Annotated in this window: 14 protein-coding genes; 6 read left to right on the forward strand and 8 right to left on the reverse strand. The window is 64.7% G+C overall.

Going from position 1 to position 15895, the window contains the following annotated elements; genetic code table 11:
* Nucleotides 1-86 precede the first annotated feature (86 nt).
* The 5 genes from AC0Z2B_RS21350 (at nt 87) to AC0Z2B_RS21370 (ending at nt 5199) form a co-directional block, all read left to right on the forward strand.
* Nucleotides 87-1085: a 2-dehydro-3-deoxygalactonokinase gene (locus AC0Z2B_RS21350; RefSeq protein ID WP_476299248.1), complete on the forward strand. Its 999-nt coding sequence runs from the start codon at nt 87-89 to the stop codon at nt 1083-1085.
* 1 nt (nt 1086) lies between these two features.
* Nucleotides 1087-1707, forward strand: a complete 621-nt coding sequence (locus tag AC0Z2B_RS21355) for a 2-dehydro-3-deoxy-6-phosphogalactonate aldolase (RefSeq protein WP_476299250.1) — start codon at nt 1087-1089, stop codon at nt 1705-1707.
* 40 nt (nt 1708-1747) lie between these two features.
* Nucleotides 1748-2896, forward strand: coding sequence for a galactonate dehydratase (gene dgoD / locus AC0Z2B_RS21360; protein WP_416423245.1), 1149 nt, complete (start codon nt 1748-1750; stop codon nt 2894-2896).
* Between the two features lie 127 nt (nt 2897-3023).
* Complete coding sequence (locus AC0Z2B_RS21365) at nt 3024-4334, forward strand: MFS transporter (RefSeq protein WP_476299252.1); 1311 nt, start codon at nt 3024-3026, stop codon at nt 4332-4334.
* A 64-nt stretch (nt 4335-4398) separates the two neighbouring features.
* Nucleotides 4399-5199, forward strand: a complete 801-nt coding sequence (locus AC0Z2B_RS21370; protein WP_476299254.1) for an IclR family transcriptional regulator — start codon at nt 4399-4401, stop codon at nt 5197-5199.
* 21 nt (nt 5200-5220) lie between these two features.
* On the opposite strand, the gene AC0Z2B_RS21375 is transcribed toward AC0Z2B_RS21370, so the two are convergent.
* The 3 genes from AC0Z2B_RS21375 to AC0Z2B_RS21385 all read right to left on the reverse strand — a co-directional run bounded on the left by AC0Z2B_RS21375 (nt 5221) and on the right by AC0Z2B_RS21385 (nt 6939).
* Nucleotides 5221-5949: a hypothetical protein gene (locus tag AC0Z2B_RS21375; RefSeq protein ID WP_476299256.1), complete on the reverse strand. Its 729-nt coding sequence runs from the start codon at nt 5947-5949 to the stop codon at nt 5221-5223.
* 52 nt (nt 5950-6001) lie between these two features.
* A complete protein-coding gene (locus tag AC0Z2B_RS21380; protein ID WP_476299257.1) occupies nt 6002-6199 on the reverse strand; it encodes a hypothetical protein in 198 nt (65 codons plus the stop codon).
* Between the two features lie 302 nt (nt 6200-6501).
* A complete protein-coding gene (locus AC0Z2B_RS21385; protein WP_416423250.1) occupies nt 6502-6939 on the reverse strand; it encodes an Lrp/AsnC family transcriptional regulator in 438 nt (145 codons plus the stop codon).
* Between the two features lie 132 nt (nt 6940-7071).
* Here AC0Z2B_RS21385 and AC0Z2B_RS21390 point away from each other — a divergent pair, with 132 nt between their 5' ends.
* On the forward strand, nt 7072-7962 hold the full coding sequence (locus AC0Z2B_RS21390) for a DMT family transporter (protein WP_476299259.1): 891 nt from the start codon (nt 7072-7074) through the stop codon (nt 7960-7962).
* 7 nt (nt 7963-7969) lie between these two features.
* Here AC0Z2B_RS21390 and AC0Z2B_RS21395 read toward each other — a convergent pair whose 3' ends face one another.
* The 5 genes from AC0Z2B_RS21395 to argC form a co-directional block, all read right to left on the reverse strand.
* Nucleotides 7970-9160, reverse strand: a complete 1191-nt coding sequence (locus AC0Z2B_RS21395) for a Wadjet anti-phage system protein JetD domain-containing protein (protein WP_476299261.1) — start codon at nt 9158-9160, stop codon at nt 7970-7972.
* A complete protein-coding gene (locus AC0Z2B_RS21400) occupies nt 9157-12537 on the reverse strand; it encodes an ATP-binding protein (protein WP_476299263.1) in 3381 nt (1126 codons plus the stop codon). Before AC0Z2B_RS21400 ends, AC0Z2B_RS21395 begins: the two co-directional genes overlap by 4 nt.
* On the reverse strand, nt 12530-13273 hold the full coding sequence (locus AC0Z2B_RS21405) for a DUF4194 domain-containing protein (protein ID WP_476299265.1): 744 nt from the start codon (nt 13271-13273) through the stop codon (nt 12530-12532). Before AC0Z2B_RS21405 ends, AC0Z2B_RS21400 begins: the two co-directional genes overlap by 8 nt.
* A complete protein-coding gene (locus tag AC0Z2B_RS21410) occupies nt 13270-14724 on the reverse strand; it encodes a DUF3375 domain-containing protein (protein WP_476299267.1) in 1455 nt (484 codons plus the stop codon). Before AC0Z2B_RS21410 ends, AC0Z2B_RS21405 begins: the two co-directional genes overlap by 4 nt.
* 228 nt (nt 14725-14952) lie before the next feature.
* On the reverse strand, nt 14953-15873 hold the full coding sequence (argC, locus tag AC0Z2B_RS21415; protein WP_476299269.1) for an N-acetyl-gamma-glutamyl-phosphate reductase: 921 nt from the start codon (nt 15871-15873) through the stop codon (nt 14953-14955).
* Between the last annotated feature and the right edge of the window lie 22 nt (nt 15874-15895).

Consider the following 15895-nt stretch of genomic DNA (forward strand, 5'->3'; position numbering starts at 1 on the left):
ATATATTGAGATTTGTCCGCGACACGGTCTATATTCTCCCCATCAGCTCTACGCCCTCACTGTCAAAAAACAACTCAGGTGAAGCGATGCAGGCGCATTTGATCGCGCTCGATTGGGGGACTACCTCCCTTCGGGCTTATAAACTCGGCCGTGATGGCCAGGTGCTGGAGCAGCGTTCGCTGGCCTCGGGCATCATGCAATTGCCTACCACCGCCCGGACTATCGCCGGGCAGCACTGTGACAATGGTTTTGAGCTGGCCTTCGATGACGCCTGCGGCGACTGGCTGCAGGCGCAACCGCAGCTGCCGGTGATTGCCTGTGGCATGGTCGGCAGCGCCCAGGGTTGGCGCGAGGCGGCCTACTGCCCGACGCCGGCGCGGGTCGCCGACCTGGGCGCCAGCCTGCAGAGGGTGCAAACCCTGCGCGGCACGGTGCTGCACATCGTGCCGGGGGTCATCCAGCATTCGCGGCTGCCGAACGTGATGCGCGGCGAGGAAACCCAGGTGCTGGGCCTGTTGCAGGACCTGCCCAGCCACACCCGCCAGGACGCCCTGCTGATCGGCCTGCCCGGCAGCCACAGCAAGTGGGTGAGCGTGGTGGACGGCTGCATCCAGCGGTTCGACACCTTCATGACCGGCGAGCTGTACGCCGCCGTCTGTGCCCACACCATCCTCGGCCGCACCCAGCAGCCCACCGGCCAGTTCGACGAAGCCGCCTTCGTGCGTGGCGTGCAGGTGGCGTTGTCGGCCGATGCCGACATCGGCCTGCTGTCGACCCTGTTCAGCGCTCGCACCCTGGGGCTCACGGGCCAGCTGAGCGGTGCCCAGCAACCTGACTACCTGTCCGGCCTGATGATCGGCCACGAGCTACGCGCCCTGGCCGAGGTGTCGCGCGCCCGGCAGCCCGAGGCCGCGCTGCCGGAGGTGGTGCTGATCGGCAGCGCACCGCTGTGCCAGCGCTATCGCATTGCCCTGCACCTGTGCGGCTTTGCCCAGGCCAGGCTGGCCGAGCAGGCCACCGAACGCGGATTATGGAGCCTGGCCGTGGCGGCCGGGCTGCTCGCCCCACAGCCAGAAGAGGTTTGACATGCTCAAGCAAGCGCTCGCCGCCAACGGCCTGATCGCCATCCTGCGCGGCCTTCGCCCCGACGAAGCCCAGGCCATCGGCCAGGTGCTGTACGCCGAAGGTTTTCGCATCATCGAGGTGCCGCTCAATTCCCCCAGCCCCTACGACAGCATTCGCATCCTGCGTGACAGCCTGCCGGCCGATTGCCTGATCGGCGCCGGCACGGTGCTGACCGCCGAGCAGGTGCAGCAGGTCAAGGCCGCCGGCGGCCAGCTGATCGTGATGCCCCACTGCGACGCCAAGGTGCTGCGCGCGGCCAAGGCGGCCGGGCTGTACCTGTCGCCCGGCGTGGTCACGCCCACCGAGGCCTTCGCGGCGCTGGAGGAGGGCGCGGACGCGCTGAAACTGTTCCCTGCCGAAGCGCTCAACCCTGGCGTGGTCAAGGCGCTGCTGGCGGTGCTGCCCAAGGGCACCGCGCTGATTCCGGTGGGCGGCATCAGCCCGGACAACATGGCCCCGTTCGTCGAGGCCGGGGTCCAGGGTTTCGGCCTGGGTTCGGGGCTGTTCAAGCCGGGCATGAGCGCCGCCGACGTCGGCGCCCGGGCAAAGGCCTACGTGGCCGCCTGGAAGCGCCTGCACTGATTCGTTGCGACTAAAAAAACATCGACAAGAGAGACAAGCGATGAAAATCACCAAATTGACCACCTTTATCGTGCCGCCGCGCTGGTGCTTCCTGAAAGTCGAGACCGACGAGGGCGTCACCGGCTGGGGCGAGCCCGTGGTGGAAGGCCGCGCCCACACCGTGGCCGCTGCCGTCGAGGAATTGTCCGACTACCTGATCGGCAAGGACCCACGCAACATCGAGGACATCTGGACCGTGCTCTACCGCGGCGGCTTCTACCGCGGCGGCGCCATCCACATGAGCGCGCTGGCCGGTATCGACCAGGCGCTGTGGGACATCAAGGGCAAGGCCCTGGGCGTGTCGGTCAGCGACCTGCTGGGCGGCCAGGTGCGCGACCGCATTCGCGTGTATTCGTGGATCGGCGGCGACCGCCCGGCCGACACCGCCAAGGCCGCCCGCGAGGCCGTGGACCGTGGCTTCACCGCGGTGAAAATGAACGGCACCGAAGAGCTGCAATTCATCGACACCTTCGACAAGGTCGACCTGTGCCTGGCCAACGTCGCCGCCGTGCGTGACGCCGTGGGCCCCAACGTCGGCATCGGCGTGGACTTCCACGGCCGCGTGCACAAGCCCATGGCCAAGGTGCTGATGAAGGAGCTGGACCCGTACAAGCTGATGTTCATCGAGGAGCCGGTGCTCAGCGAGAACTACGAGGCACTCAAGGAGCTGGCGCCGCTGACCAGCACGCCGATCGCCCTGGGCGAGCGGCTGTTCTCGCGCTGGGACTTCAAGCGCGTGCTCAGCGAGGGCTACGTCGACATCATCCAGCCCGATGCCTCCCACGCCGGCGGTATCACCGAGACGCGCAAGATCGCCAACATGGCCGAGGCCTACGACGTGGCCCTGGCGCTGCACTGCCCGCTGGGCCCGATCGCCCTGGCGGCGTGCCTGCAGCTGGACGCGGCCTGCTACAACGCGTTCATCCAGGAGCAGAGCCTGGGCATCCACTACAACGAAAGCAACGACCTGCTGGACTACGTCAAGCGCCCCGAGGTGTTCGATTACGACAACGGCTTCGTGAAGATCCCCAACGGCCCGGGCCTGGGCATCGAGATCAACGAAGAGTACGTCAAGGAGCGCGCCGCCGTGGGCCACCGCTGGCGCAACCCGATCTGGCGCCACGCCGACGGCAGCTTCGCCGAGTGGTAACCCGCCACCACCCGTAGCAGCGGCCGCAGGCCGCGTCACGGCTTCCCTCGATAGCGGCGGCTGTGACGCAGCCTGCGGCAGCTGCTACGGGGTTTCATACAAAAAATAAGAACGAGGCATGTTGCCCATGCACACCCAGACTCTTCCTGCGCAGGCGGCCCTGGCTACGCCCAGCCGCAAGCGCTTCTTCATCATGGTGCTGCTGTTCATCACGGTGGTGATCAACTACCTGGACCGCAGCAACCTGTCCATCGCCGCCCCGGCGCTGACCAGCGACCTGGGCATCGACCCGGTGCACGTGGGCCTGGTGTTCTCCGCCTTCGGCTGGACCTACGCAGCCATGCAGATCCCCGGCGGCTGGCTGGTGGACCGGGTGCCGCCGCGCATTCTCTACAGCGTTGCCCTGGCGCTGTGGTCGGTGGCCACGGTCATGCTCGGTTTCGCCGGCAGCTTCATCGCCCTGTTCGTGCTGCGCATGGCGGTGGGTGCGCTGGAAGCACCGGCCTATCCCATCAACAGCCGCGTGGTCACCACCTGGTTCCCGGAACGCGAGCGCGCCACCGCCATCGGTTTCTACACCTCGGGGCAATTCGTCGGCCTGGCGTTCCTGACGCCGGTGCTGGCCTGGCTGCAGCACGCCTTCGGCTGGCACATGGTGTTCGTCGCCACCGGCGTGCTGGGCATTGCCTGGGCCCTGGTGTGGTACGCGGTGTATCGCGAACCGCGTGACTTCAAGGGCGCCAACGACGCCGAAATCGAGCTGATCAGCGAAGGTGGCGGCCTGGTAGACATGCAGTCTTCGGCGCGCGCAGCCAAGCCTGGTTTCAGCTGGGCAGACCTGGGCATCGTGCTCAGCAAACGCAAACTGTGGGGCATCTACCTGGGCCAGTACTGCCTCAACTCGACCCTGTGGTTCTTCCTGACCTGGTTCCCCACCTACCTGGTGAAATACCGTGGCATGGACTTCATCAAGTCCGGCATGCTTGCTTCGCTGCCGTTTCTGGCGGCGTTCGTCGGCGTGCTGTGCTCGGGGTTCTTCTCCGACTGGCTGATTCGCCGGGGCGCCAGCATCGGCCTGGCGCGCAAGCTGCCGATCATCGGCGGGCTGCTGATCAGCACCTGCATCATCGGCGCCAACTACGCCGAGTCCACGGCGGTGGTGATCGCCTGCCTGGCGGTGGCGTTCTTCGGCAACGGCCTGGCGTCGATCACCTGGTCGCTGGTCTCCACCCTGGCCCCGGCGCGCCTGCTGGGCCTGACCGGCGGGGTGTTCAACTTCATCGGCAACCTGTCGGCGATTACCACGCCCATCGCCATCGGCTTCCTGGCCAGCGGCGATTCGTTCGCGCCGGCCATCACCTACATCGCGGTGATGGCGTTGCTGGGCGCGCTGTCGTACATCGTGCTGGTCGGCAAGGTCGAACGCATCCAGCTGTGACTGGCACAGGCGGGGGCGGGCGCACATAATGCGCCTGCTCACGTACTCACTACAGGATTTGCCCATGCAGGACGACGTCACCCCGCAGGCCAAGGAGGCCGCCCCCGCCGGCACGCAAACCCTGATGCGCGGCCTGGCCGTGATTCAGGCAGTGGCCGACGGCGCCCGCGACCTCAAGGAAATCGCCCGGCACGTCGGCACCACCCGCAGCACCACCCACCGCCTGGCCAGCGCCCTTGTGGACGAACGCTACCTGCGCGTGCTGCCCCAGGTGGGCTACCTGCTGGGCCCCAAGCTGATCGAACTGGGCTTCCAGGCCCGCGAAGAAGTGCCCCTGGTGATGCTCGCCGCCCCGTACCTGGACGAGCTGTCGCGCCTGACCGGCGACACCATCCACCTGGCGGTGCGCGACGGCGACGACGTGCTCTACCTGCACAAGACCCCCGGCCGCAACGGCCCGGAAATGCGCTCGCGGGTCGGCCACCGCATGCCGCTGGCGCGCACCGGCATCGGCAAGGCGCTGCTGCTGGACGCCTCGCCCGCCGAGTGGCACCACCTGTACGAAATCAGCCTGCCCGCCGCCGGCCACAACGCCCTGTGGCCCAACCACCCCGAGCAGACCTGGGAACAGGTGCACGCGCGCATGCAGGCCTACGCCCGAGGCGGCTACGCCTTCGACCTGGAAGACAACGAGCCCTCCATCCGCTGCGTGGCAGCGCCCATTCGCGATGCGAGCAAACGCATCGTGGCAGCGATCAGCGTGGCCAGCACGGTGCCGTACATGTCGCTGGAGAAGATGGAAGGGTTGGTGGCGGTGGTGCAGAAGGCGGCGGCGGGGATATCGGCTGAGGTGGGGGGCGGTTAAGTCGTTGGAGACAGGACAGCGTCAGGCTTGCTGCTTTCGTCTCAAGCTTCTGCGATTGGCGTTTTCGGTGCGACGCCCACTGCGTTTCGAGCCGCTTTCCCAGTGCACAGCGCTCCATCGGCTCGCCGTTGCTATGTTCTCTTCCCTCAAGATGACTCTGATTCCATCTTGAGCGGGATAGGCGGTTGAAAGCGTCACGTGCAGAGCGTCTTTATCCCGATAGCCGCTGAGCACCGGGGTGAAACTGAAGGTGCTATGTGGCGATTCATTTTCGCTAGTCTCGCCAATCGCATCGACATGACCGACATAGACCTTGCGGTCCACCATGGTAATGATAAGCGCCTGGTGAGGTTCCGAGATGGAGTTGAACAGCAACTCGCCCAGCGGGGTATCCAGTAGCAACCGTGCACGGTAGTACGCCGATGCCGTTGCGAACCCGCTATATCGGCCTTTCAGGTAACCCGCGAGCGTACCCAAGGTAATCCATGGCGCTGGAATCAGGAGGGATAAGCAGGTGAGTTGCAGGAGGAACCGGTAAAGCGGAATGTCGGAATGGCTGACGTTGAACGCTTTCAGCAAGCTCAGGATGACCGTGGAGAATGCACTCCATCCTTTGGGGTAGAAGTTCGACGCCAGTCCACATGACACCAACGCCAGCAGTATGCAGGTCAGGCCCAGTTTGGCGACCAGAAGATAGAGCAATTGACCGTCATAGCGATGAAGTCGAGTGAAGTAGTAGGGATGGTTCATACATACGAGATACCCGCTGACCAGGATCGGCAGTATCAATAGCAATCCCATTTCAGTTGCGGTTTTTGATAATGCGGTCGGCCATCGCCTGGGCTTGCTGATAGCTTGCCGACGCGTAAATTTCCTCCACATTGACCTTGAGCATGCTGCGACCTACCAGGCGTAGGCTATGGGAGCCGCCTTCTGCTCTCATATAGGTGTCTTTCTCATCGAGTATCCCGAAAAATTTCAGTAGCGTTGTTATCGGCATTGGTAGTCCCTCCTGGACATGGAGTTTCCCATCCTGGGTTCTGCTTGGCGAAGCGTTTGTGCCTTTGCATGGTGTCTATTTGTTTCGGGGGCGTTTGGCGCTACTTCGACCCCTAGCTGGCGAAAAAATCCTACATTTATCCAGGTGCAGATGATGGTAATCTCGCGCCGGCCTGCGCTTTATGGGGGGCCGTACAGTGCGGGTCCGTTGGGTTCCGTTTTGACTGAAGGGTCCGACTTCGAACACCTTGCGGCTCGCCACCCATGCTTTTCGAAAAGTCTGGATCGAGGTCGACGCCTGCCTTACCCCATCGGCGGCAATCGCCGCTTCACCGGGCTCTTCTTGATGATCGCGGTATTGGTTTCGGCGTAGGCGTTCAGGCCATCCAATACCGTGTCCAGTTCCTCGATGCTGCGCACATGCAGCCGGGCGATGAAGCAGTCGTCGCCGGTGACTTTGTCGCATTCGGTGAATTGCGCGATCTGCTGGATCTGCCGTTCCACTACCTGCAGTTGCCCCGGCAGCGGGCGGATGCGGACGATGGCTTGCAGCTGGTAGCCGAAGGCCTTGGGGTCGACCTCGACGGTGTAGCCCTTGAGCACGCCGCGTTCTTCCAGCTTGCGCAGGCGCTCGGCAACGCTGGGGGCGGACAGGCCGGTGAGCTGCGCCAGGGCCTTGAGCGAGCGGCGCGAGTCTTCCATCAGGGCGGCGATAAGGCGCTGGTCGATGTCATCAGTCATGTTTCGCTCCTTAGGCAAACGCTGCCGAATGCCTTGATAGTAAAGCTGTATCGCCCATTCCACCTTGCTTTTTTCATGGAATCCGCGCGCGGGCGCCGAGCATAATATTGCCCATTGCAAAGGAGAATGTAGATGGACAATTCACTGCGGCGCGGCACCCTGGAAATGGTTGCGGCCATGTTGATTTCCGGCACCATTGGCTGGCTGGTGATGCTTTCGGGGCAGCCGGTGCTGGACGTGGTGTTCTGGCGCTGCGTGTTCGGCGCGCTGACGCTGCTGGTGGTGTGCGCGGCCATGGGCTTTTTGCGGCCCGGTTTGCTGACCCGCACCACGTTGCTGCTGGCGGTGCTCAGCGGTGTGGCCATTGTCGGCAACTGGCTGCTGCTGTTCGGCTCGTATTCGCGGGCGTCCATTGCCATCGGCACGGCGGTGTACAACGTGCAGCCGTTCATGCTGGTCGGGCTTGGGGCGCTGTTCCTCGGCGAGAAGATCACCGCGCAGAAGCTGTTCTGGCTGACGGTGTCCTTCGCCGGCATGCTGGCCATCGTCAGCGCCCATGGCGGGCAGGGCGGTGGCGATTACCTGATGGGCATCGTCATGGCGCTGGGGGCGGCGGCGCTGTATGCCATCGCGGCGCTGATCATCAAGCGCCTGAAGGGCGTGCCGCCGCATTTGATCGCACTGGTGCAGGTCAGCACCGGCGCGGTGCTGCTGGCGCCGCTGGCGGATCTGTCGGCGTTTCCCCATGAACTGCACGGTTGGGGCGCCCTGCTGACGCTGGGCATGGTGCACACCGGCCTGATGTACGTACTGCTGTATGGCGCTATCCAGAAACTGCCGACGGCGTTGACCGGGGCCTTGAGTTTCATCTACCCGATCGTGGCCATTTTCGTCGATTGGTTTGCGTTCGGGCACCGCCTGGATGTCCTGCAATGGGTGGGTGTGGCGGCCATTCTGCTGGCCGCCGCCGGGATGCAGCAGGGCTGGGGCCTGCGCCGTGCCCGGCAGGCCAGCGCGCACTGAGCGCACATCAGTCCCCAGTCGATGCTGCCCACTGCTTCAGGGCGCGGTGTACCCAATCCTGTGACAGGCGCTCCTGCTCCAGCCTGCCAATGCCCAGTTGGCCGTTGCGCAGGCTGTCGAACGTTGCACGCTCGGCGGCGCACAGGCCGGTAGTGGGCATTTGTGCCGGGGCGGGTTCCGCGCAGCCGCGCTGGCGATGGCGCGCGAGCGTTTCGCTGTCCATCAACAGCGCCTGCACGTGAGGTTGATGGCGCCGGGCATCGGCCAGCAGCTTGAAGCCCCAGGTGTCCAGGTCGCCCCAATAGCCGATGCGTTTGCCCTCCAGCCAGGGCGCCCGCAGCCACGCGGTATTGGCGCCACCGCCACAGACCGCAATGGTGTCTGGCAGCTCGGGCAGTTCGTACCCTGCCTGGAGGTTTTCCACAACGAGGATGTTGCTGGCAGGCAGCGGGTATTCAAGCAACTGCTCCAAGGGCAACTTCAACAGGCCCAGCCCCGCCAGCCTCACCCTGGCCGTTGCGCACAAGGGTTTTACCGTGAGCCAGTTCGAGGGGGTGGGACGGCACCCTAGCCATGCTTCCAGGCCGCCCTGCGCAGACACCAGCTGCCCGTGGCGTTGATCCAGCAAGGCAACGATCAGCGCCTGGTTGAGCTCCACGAACTTGGTGTCGATGCCCACCAGGGGGATGGCGCGCAGGTAACGCCCCTGGCCAAGCCCGGGCTGCAGCTGGGGAATGACCGCTGCCAGCAACCGCACGTCTTCGACCGTCAGCCGCTCCAGGGCAACCAGCTGCCTGATCAGCGCAGGGTAAAGGCTTTCATCCAGCGCCAGCAGTGGTTCAAGGCGCACCTCCCAAGCCTTGCTGCGAGCGATGGCGTCATCGCCAAGCACCGTGATCAGTTGTTGCACCGAGCCGATGCGCACCACCACGGGGACTTCACATTCGCCCAACTGGCGGAAGCTGCGGTTCACCCAGGTGACAAGATCCGGCCAGGGCCAACTGCGCCAGGCGTTGATGTAGGCATGAAACTGCCTGATGTCCGCCAGGGCGAGGGAGCCGGAAGGTGGGTTGAGTCTGCACACGATCGGGAATTTGCGCTTGCCTTCCAGGCGCTCGCGCAGCCTGGTGGGATGCTGCCACTCCACCCGGGATAAATGTTCGATGACCTGCTCGGGCATCTTTCCCCACGTCGTCATTCAGTCAACTCCGGCTCGATGCCCAGCGCCGCGGCGTCGGCTTGTGCCTTTGCCGCACGGTGCTGGGCCTGTTGCTGGTCAATTTCTTCCCAGGTCATCTCGCACAGCCGGCTTTCATGGCTGAGCGGGTCGCGCTCGGCAATCAACAGCGAACGCGCCGACTCGCGGGCAAGGTTGAGGTTTTTATAGGGTGTGATCAGGTTGACGTGGATCTGCAGCGCCTTGAACACCTTCAACACCCTGCGGCTCACGGCCTCGGCCGTATTGGAAAAGGCCTCGTCGAGGAACACCGTGCAATAGATAGGCTGGTGGCAGCCGTCTGGCGTCAGCACGTAGGCCAGGCTGGCCGCCACGATGGTGCCGGCGAACGATTCCTTCTCACCCCCGGACTTGCCGCTGGACGAATCCAGGACATCGCGAATCGACCCATCGGCCTTGTCGATTTCTTCGGCAAAGAACGACAGCTGGTAGCGCGAGTCGAGCAGGCGCAGGCTCTCCATGGTGCCCGACGTGGCCGGTTGGGTGGCTTTCTGCAACGTGGTGATCAGCTCCTGCAGTTGCTGGAAGCGGGCGTCGTGGTCATCGCTGCCAGCGCGTGCCAGCACGCTGGTGAGTTGCTGGTTGAACGCCTTCACATGGTCGAAAAGCTCGCTTCTGCTGCCCAGGCGCAGGTGGCTGCCTTGCCTGAATTCGGTACGCTGGAGCACGTTGTTGATCGTGTCGATGCGGTCGCGAATGTCCTCGCGTTCAGCGTCGATGGCTTGGCGTATCTGCGCCAGCGACTGCGTGGCGTTGCGGTTGAGGCGTTCGCGGAAGCGCTCCACCAGCTCGGGCAGGCCTTCGTTTTCCAGGTGGCCGAGGTAGTCCAGGTACTCGCCCAGGCCCTCGGTGCCGCTGACCCAGTCGTTGGCGATAAGTGGCCATTGGCTCTTGAACGTGGCGACGATGCTGCTCGCGTCATTTGACGCGGTCAGTTCCCGGGCTGCGGTTTTTTCCCTGGCCTTGTCGAGGGCGATGCGCTGCTCTCGCTCAAGGCGGGCGGCATCGTCCAGGGAAGCCATGGGCAATGAGCCGATACGTTGCGTGAGAATGTCGCGGACGTCATCCGTGATGCCTGCCTGGACAATGCCCGACAGGTTCAGCAACTGGCGCCTCGCTGCGTCGCGTTGGGTGGTGGCGCTGCCGATGCTCGTGCCGGTAGACGCTCTGTCAGCGCGAAGGGCCTCGCGCGCGTCAACGGACGTTTGCCACTGCGCCTTGGCCAACCCCAGCTCGTTGCGTGGGTCTTCCAGGGCCTGCAGGTCGGCGGCCAGCGTCTCCATGCGCTGCTGGACCGACAGCACGTCAACGGACGCCCATGGGGTGGTGGCAATCGTTTCCCACCGAGCATTGGTTTCAGCCAAGGCGTCCATGGCAGCACGCGCGCCGGCCACCTGTTGGTTCAACGCTTGCAGCTGCGCCTGCAGGGCTGCTTCATCCGCTTCCAGCGCCTGCAGCCGCGCGTGGTTGTTGAAGCCCAGGCACCAGTTTCGAGGATTGTCGATGGCTTGCTGGTCTTTCTTCTCGAACCTGCCCTTGTCCAGGTGGACCAGGCCCTTGATAGTCATGGAAAAAGGGGTATCGTCCAGCTGTTGCGTGCTGTCCACGCAGTGCAGGTCGAAACGTGCCAGGTGGTGTTTCAGCCAGTCCCGGTAGGCGTGGGCGCTCCATTCCAGCTTGCGCAGGTAGCCGTCGGGCTTGAACTGCGCAGCTGCCCCGGCCTGGCCCACGACCTGAACGCGAACATGCAGGCCGGTGTGCCGGCTGTTGAGCCAACGGGTTACCAGGCGAAAATGCTCGCCGTCCACCAGCAGGGTAGTGCGCAGGCCGCCCAGCGCCCGCTCGATGGCGCCGCGCCAGGGCGCATGTTCTTCACGCACGTCCAGCAGTTCGCCGACAAAGGGCAGGTGGGTGGCCGCCAGCTGCAGGCTGGCCGCCAGTTCGTCGCGGAGCTTCTGGTACGCAGGGTCAATGTTGGAGTTGGGCCGTGCCTTGAGTTCGGCGATGTGCGTGGCCAGCAACTTGGCCTGGTCGCGCGCGGTAGCCATTTGGCTGGCGGCGTCGGCAAAACTGTCCTGGCTGGCTTCGCGCTGGGCCGGATAGTCGCTGACGAAGGCCTGCGCCCTGGCCTGATGCTGCTGGAAGCTGTCCGCGCCCAGGGCGTCGGCCTGGCCCAGCGCGCGCAAGGTTTCCTGGTAGTGCACGGCGTTGCGCTGGGTGTCGCCGAAGCGCTGGCGGGCTTGCTGCACGTCGCGCTTGAGCCCCTCCAGTCGCTCGCCGCCTTGGGACTGGTAGGCGTGATAGAGGATCTGCACGCGCTCGTCGGCGTCCGCCAGTTGGCTGTCCAATTCGCTTTGCTGCGCCGACAACCGGGCGAGTTGCGCCTCCAGGTCAGCCAGGCGAATGCTCCACAGGCGATGGCATTGCTCTGCGAAATAGACAGGCAGCGCCACTGACTCGCGGGTGAGGGCGACCAATTGCAATCTTGCCTCGGCCAGGGCGTCGCTGACCTGCGGCAGCCGCGCCAGGGCGTCGCGCTGCCTGCGGGCCTCGCTCAGCTCATTGTGGATGCCTACCAGGTCGTCAAATTCGCGCACCGCCAGCCCGGCATGCTCCTTGACGCTGCTGGGCTCCAGCACCAGGTCGCGGATCAGCCCGGTCAGGTCATCGATTTTCTTCAGCCCCAAGGCCCGTGAAAGCAGGGCCGGGGCGTTGCGGTTTTCCATGCGCAGCAGGCGGGTGAAGGCTTCCTGGTACTCGGTAAACGTGGCGAACCACTCAAGCCCCGGCGCCTCGCCCAGATGTTGCTTGAGTGCCCGAACATCGCCCTCGCCAAATTGATGCAGTATTTCTTCCAGCGTGACAGGGCGTTTGCCGATGATGAACAGGCGTTTCAGGCTGTCCGCCGCATTGCTTGCCTGGGTGGTCCAGAACAGCGTGGCCAGCACTATCTCGGAGCCGTCGTCGCCCTTGTAGCAGGCCCGCAGCGCACTGGCGGTGGCGCCGGGGCGCTTGAGCAGCGAGGCGGTGTCATTGCCGTCATGCACCTTGCCGTAGTTGCCGCGAATGTACGACATCAGCGTGCGGTCGGTGCGGTCGCCCTGGGCGGCAGCGATGTTGAACGAAGCTTTGCTGGGCGGCAGCAGCAATGCCATCAGGCCGTCGATCAGGGTCGATTTCCCGGCGCCGTTGTCGCCGGTGATCAGGGTGCCGTCAGGGTTGATCAGCGCGGTGTGCAGGCCGTGGAACGAGCCCCAGTTATAGACCGAAAGCTCGGCCAGGCGGATCTGCCCAGTGCCAAACAAATCACCAGGCTGCACGGCATCATGCTCATTCATCGTTATTCTCCTCGGCAGGTGCTGCGGCATCGGGGCCCGCCAGGCGCTGGTATTCGGCCAGCAGGCGGTCCAGGAAGTCGGCATTCACCACGTAGCGAATAACCGGGGTCACTTCGAAACGGTCGTTGTCACCGCGTACCGTGCTGATCAGGCGTTTTTCGAGCAGGAACTTGGTCGCTCCGCTCAACGAGCGGCGCTCGCCGCGGGTGCTTTGAGTCAAGGGCAGGAACGGTGTCATCAGGGCCTCGATCTGCTCGGTGGCGATGATGATGCGTTGCTCGCCGGCGGTTTCGCGCTCCTGGTAGTACTTGCGCAGCACCAGCAACAGCAAGGTGTCGTAGAGGGTCAGGGTGCGTTTGTTGACCATCGAATACTGTTCGTCGGAGTCCGTGTCGTCGAGGTCGTCGTCCGGCTGCAGGAGGATGGCGATGCCCGCGCGGCGGTCGAGGATCAGGTGCAGGAACATCCGCGCCAGGTGCTGGGTGATGGCTGTTTCATACAGGCACAGTGCGTCGTAGGCCAGGCGCTTCTGGCTGGCCATGACCACGCCCTGGCGCAACAGCAGGACCATTGCCCGGCGGGCTTCCACTGGCATCTCGCTATCGGCCTGGCCCTGCGCCTGCTGCGTTGCAGCGGGCTCATCCGCGGCTTCAAGGGGCGATTCATCTTGTGCTTCGGCGGGGCGAAAGCGGTCGAACAGCGACGAGCCCTGCAGGTTTTTTTCTTCCTGGCTCATAAGCCCAGGTCCTCCGGCTTGTCGGGAAAGTTGTCGGCGGCCATCAACAAGTAAGGCACCCGTACGTTGATGCGCTGGCCTGTCCGATCGGTGACGCCGACGCTTTCGCAGCTATCGAGCTCCACGGCCTTGGTGGCCTTGGCGATTCGCACGTAGGCCACCAGCTCCTCCAGGCCGCTGGTGACCGGGCGGTGCGCGGCCACCTGGGCCACTGACAGGGGGCCGTGCCGGGCCAGCAGGGCCCGTAGCGCTTCTGCCAGTTCCAGCACCTTCACGCTGTCGAGATGGTCGAGCATGCCTTGGCTCGCTGCGGTGGCGTTGCGGGTGACGGCCACGTCGCGGGTGTCGACGCGCTCCTCCGGCAAGCGCAGGTGGAGGCTGGAAGGGGAGTGCACCTTGAAACTACCCGTGGGAATAGGCAAGGCGATGGGCTGGCGGAAGTTGAGGCCCAGTTCCTTGAACCCCACCGCCAGGCGTTCAAGTTGCCGCAAGGTGCGTTCCACCGCGCGGCGTTCCTGTTGTGCGCCGCTTTCAACGAAGGCCCGCAGGCTTTCCTCGGTGCGGCGTCGTACCAGGAATATTCGTTCGCTTTCCTTGCTCAGCTCCCGTACCAGATGGCCGAGGTAACGGACTTCGTCGCGTTCCAGGTGGTGCGCGGCCGGCCGCGCCAGGATCGAGCGGATCTGTTCGCGAAATTCGACGATGCGGTTCTGGTCGCACAACAGCCGATAGAAGCCATCGAAGGCCCGGCCCGCATCGGTCTGCAGCAGCTGGTCTTCATGCTTGAGCAAGGCTTCCACCACCTCGCCGCGGCCTGACTCGGATTCGATCATGCGCACGCGCAGGGTCTGGTCGAGTTGGCGGATCTCGTCTTCGAGACGACGGAAATCGCCGGTGAGCACGGCGGCCAGGTGATACAGGCCACGGATGCGTTCGCGTTGCTCGGCGTCGTTGAGTTGGGTCAGCTCGCCGCGGCGCAGCTGCTCTATCTGCAGGTCCAGCTCGTCGCGGCGGGCTTGCAGCAGGGTGATGCGTTCCTTGGGGTCCGGGCTCAGCGCGGTGGCCAGGTCACGCACCGCGTCCTGGACGATCCGCAGGTGTGAGGCGGTGGCGCTGCTGTCACGGTGTTCGAGGCTTTGCGCGAAGCGCATGGCCAGCTCGAAAGCGTCGGTGCGGGTCAGCTGGTCATCGTGTTCGCGCAGCCAGCCGGCGTGAATCCAGTTGCGCAGGTGGATGCCGGCATTGTCCTGCAGGCCGTACAGTTCCTGCCACAGGGGCAGCTCTGTTTCCAGCGCCACCCGTGCCTTGCCGAACGGCACTTCGCGGTCTTCGTGGAACAGGTCATTGATGAACGCCAGGATGATGGGGGCATGATCCGCGTGCAGCAATCGCCAGGCGGCGTGTTCGGAAAAAAGTCGTCGATACCGGGCTTGCTGCTCATGCACGGACATGGTCGTTCCCTATCGTGATTGCCAGGGCAAAAAGTGCGCTGCAACCGCAACTATGGACCAGCCTTTAGCGCGACGTTGTAGGAGAACGATTAAGTGGTATGGAGAAATTTCCGAGAAGCGTTACCAAACTCGAGCGCGCCGCCCCTGTAGCAGCGGCCGCAAGGCCGCGTCTTGCACGCCGTGGTGTGCCTGGTGCTACCAGGAGCAAGACGCCGCCTGCGGCAGCTGCTACGGGGTTTGGTTGATCATCAGGTTGAGGTTTTGCACGGCCGCGCCGGCGGCGCCCTTGCCGAGGTTGTCGAAGACTGCCGCCAGCAGCACGTGCTGGCCGTGTTCGAAGACCATCAGGCGCAGGTCGTCGGTGCCGTTGAGCACCTGCGGGTCGAGCAGGGCGAGGGCCTTGCTGTCGGCCAGGGGCATGACGCTGACGTGGCGTTGGCCGGCGTAGTGGTCGGCCAGGCACTGGTGCAGCTGCTGGGCAGAGGCCTTGAGCAGGTGCAGCTGCAGTGGGATGGTCAGCACGATGCCCTGGCGGAACGCGCCGTACGCCGGCACGAACACCGGGCGGTGCAGCAGGCCGCTGTGCTGGGCGATCTCCGGCACGTGCTTGTGGGTCAGGCCCAGGCCGTAGACCTGGAACGGCGGCGCCTGGGTGGCGTTCTCGCCTTCGTACTCATCCACCCCGGCCCGGCCCTTGCCCGAGTAGCCCGAGACCGCGTTGATGCTGATCGGGTAGTCCGCCGGCAGCAGGCCGGCCTGCAGCAGCGGGCGCAGCAGGCCGATGGCGCCGGTGGGATAGCAACCCGGGTTGCTGACGCGGGTAGCGGTGCTGATGGCCTGGGCCTGGGCGCTACCCATTTCCGCGAAGCCGTAGGTCCAGCCGGCCTGGGTGCGGTGCGCGGAGCTGGCGTCGATCACCCGCACCGACGGGTTGTGGATGCTGGCCACGGCTTCGCGAGCGGCGTCGTCGGGCAGGCACAGAATGGCCAGGTCGCAGGCGTTGATGGCTTCGGCGCGGTGGTGCGGGTCCTTGCGAAAGCGCGGGTCCAGGCGCAGCAGTTGCAGGTCGGTGCGGTGCCGCAGCCGCTGGTGAATCTGCAGGCCGGTGGTGCCCTGGTCGCCGTCGATGAAAATCAGTGGGGTGCTCATGTTTCGCTGCTCGCAAGAAGTG

The organism is Pseudomonas sp. GYB4201 (assembly GCF_056312595.1).

Coding starts and splice junctions, on each gene's coding strand:
- AC0Z2B_RS21350 (WP_476299248.1), top strand. CDS start 87: ATGCAGGCGCATTTGATCGCGCTCGATTGGGGGACTACCTCCCTTCGG.
- AC0Z2B_RS21355 (WP_476299250.1), top strand. CDS start 1,087: ATGCTCAAGCAAGCGCTCGCCGCCAACGGCCTGATCGCCATCCTGCGC.
- dgoD (WP_416423245.1), top strand. CDS start 1,748: ATGAAAATCACCAAATTGACCACCTTTATCGTGCCGCCGCGCTGGTGC.
- AC0Z2B_RS21365 (WP_476299252.1), top strand. CDS start 3,024: ATGCACACCCAGACTCTTCCTGCGCAGGCGGCCCTGGCTACGCCCAGC.
- AC0Z2B_RS21370 (WP_476299254.1), top strand. CDS start 4,399: ATGCAGGACGACGTCACCCCGCAGGCCAAGGAGGCCGCCCCCGCCGGC.
- AC0Z2B_RS21375 (WP_476299256.1), bottom strand. CDS start 5,949: ATGAACCATCCCTACTACTTCACTCGACTTCATCGCTATGACGGTCAA.
- AC0Z2B_RS21380 (WP_476299257.1), bottom strand. CDS start 6,199: ATGCCGATAACAACGCTACTGAAATTTTTCGGGATACTCGATGAGAAA.
- AC0Z2B_RS21385 (WP_416423250.1), bottom strand. CDS start 6,939: ATGACTGATGACATCGACCAGCGCCTTATCGCCGCCCTGATGGAAGAC.
- AC0Z2B_RS21390 (WP_476299259.1), top strand. CDS start 7,072: ATGGACAATTCACTGCGGCGCGGCACCCTGGAAATGGTTGCGGCCATG.
- AC0Z2B_RS21395 (WP_476299261.1), bottom strand. CDS start 9,160: ATGACGACGTGGGGAAAGATGCCCGAGCAGGTCATCGAACATTTATCC.
- AC0Z2B_RS21400 (WP_476299263.1), bottom strand. CDS start 12,537: ATGAATGAGCATGATGCCGTGCAGCCTGGTGATTTGTTTGGCACTGGG.
- AC0Z2B_RS21405 (WP_476299265.1), bottom strand. CDS start 13,273: ATGAGCCAGGAAGAAAAAAACCTGCAGGGCTCGTCGCTGTTCGACCGC.
- AC0Z2B_RS21410 (WP_476299267.1), bottom strand. CDS start 14,724: ATGTCCGTGCATGAGCAGCAAGCCCGGTATCGACGACTTTTTTCCGAA.
- argC (WP_476299269.1), bottom strand. CDS start 15,873: ATGAGCACCCCACTGATTTTCATCGACGGCGACCAGGGCACCACCGGC.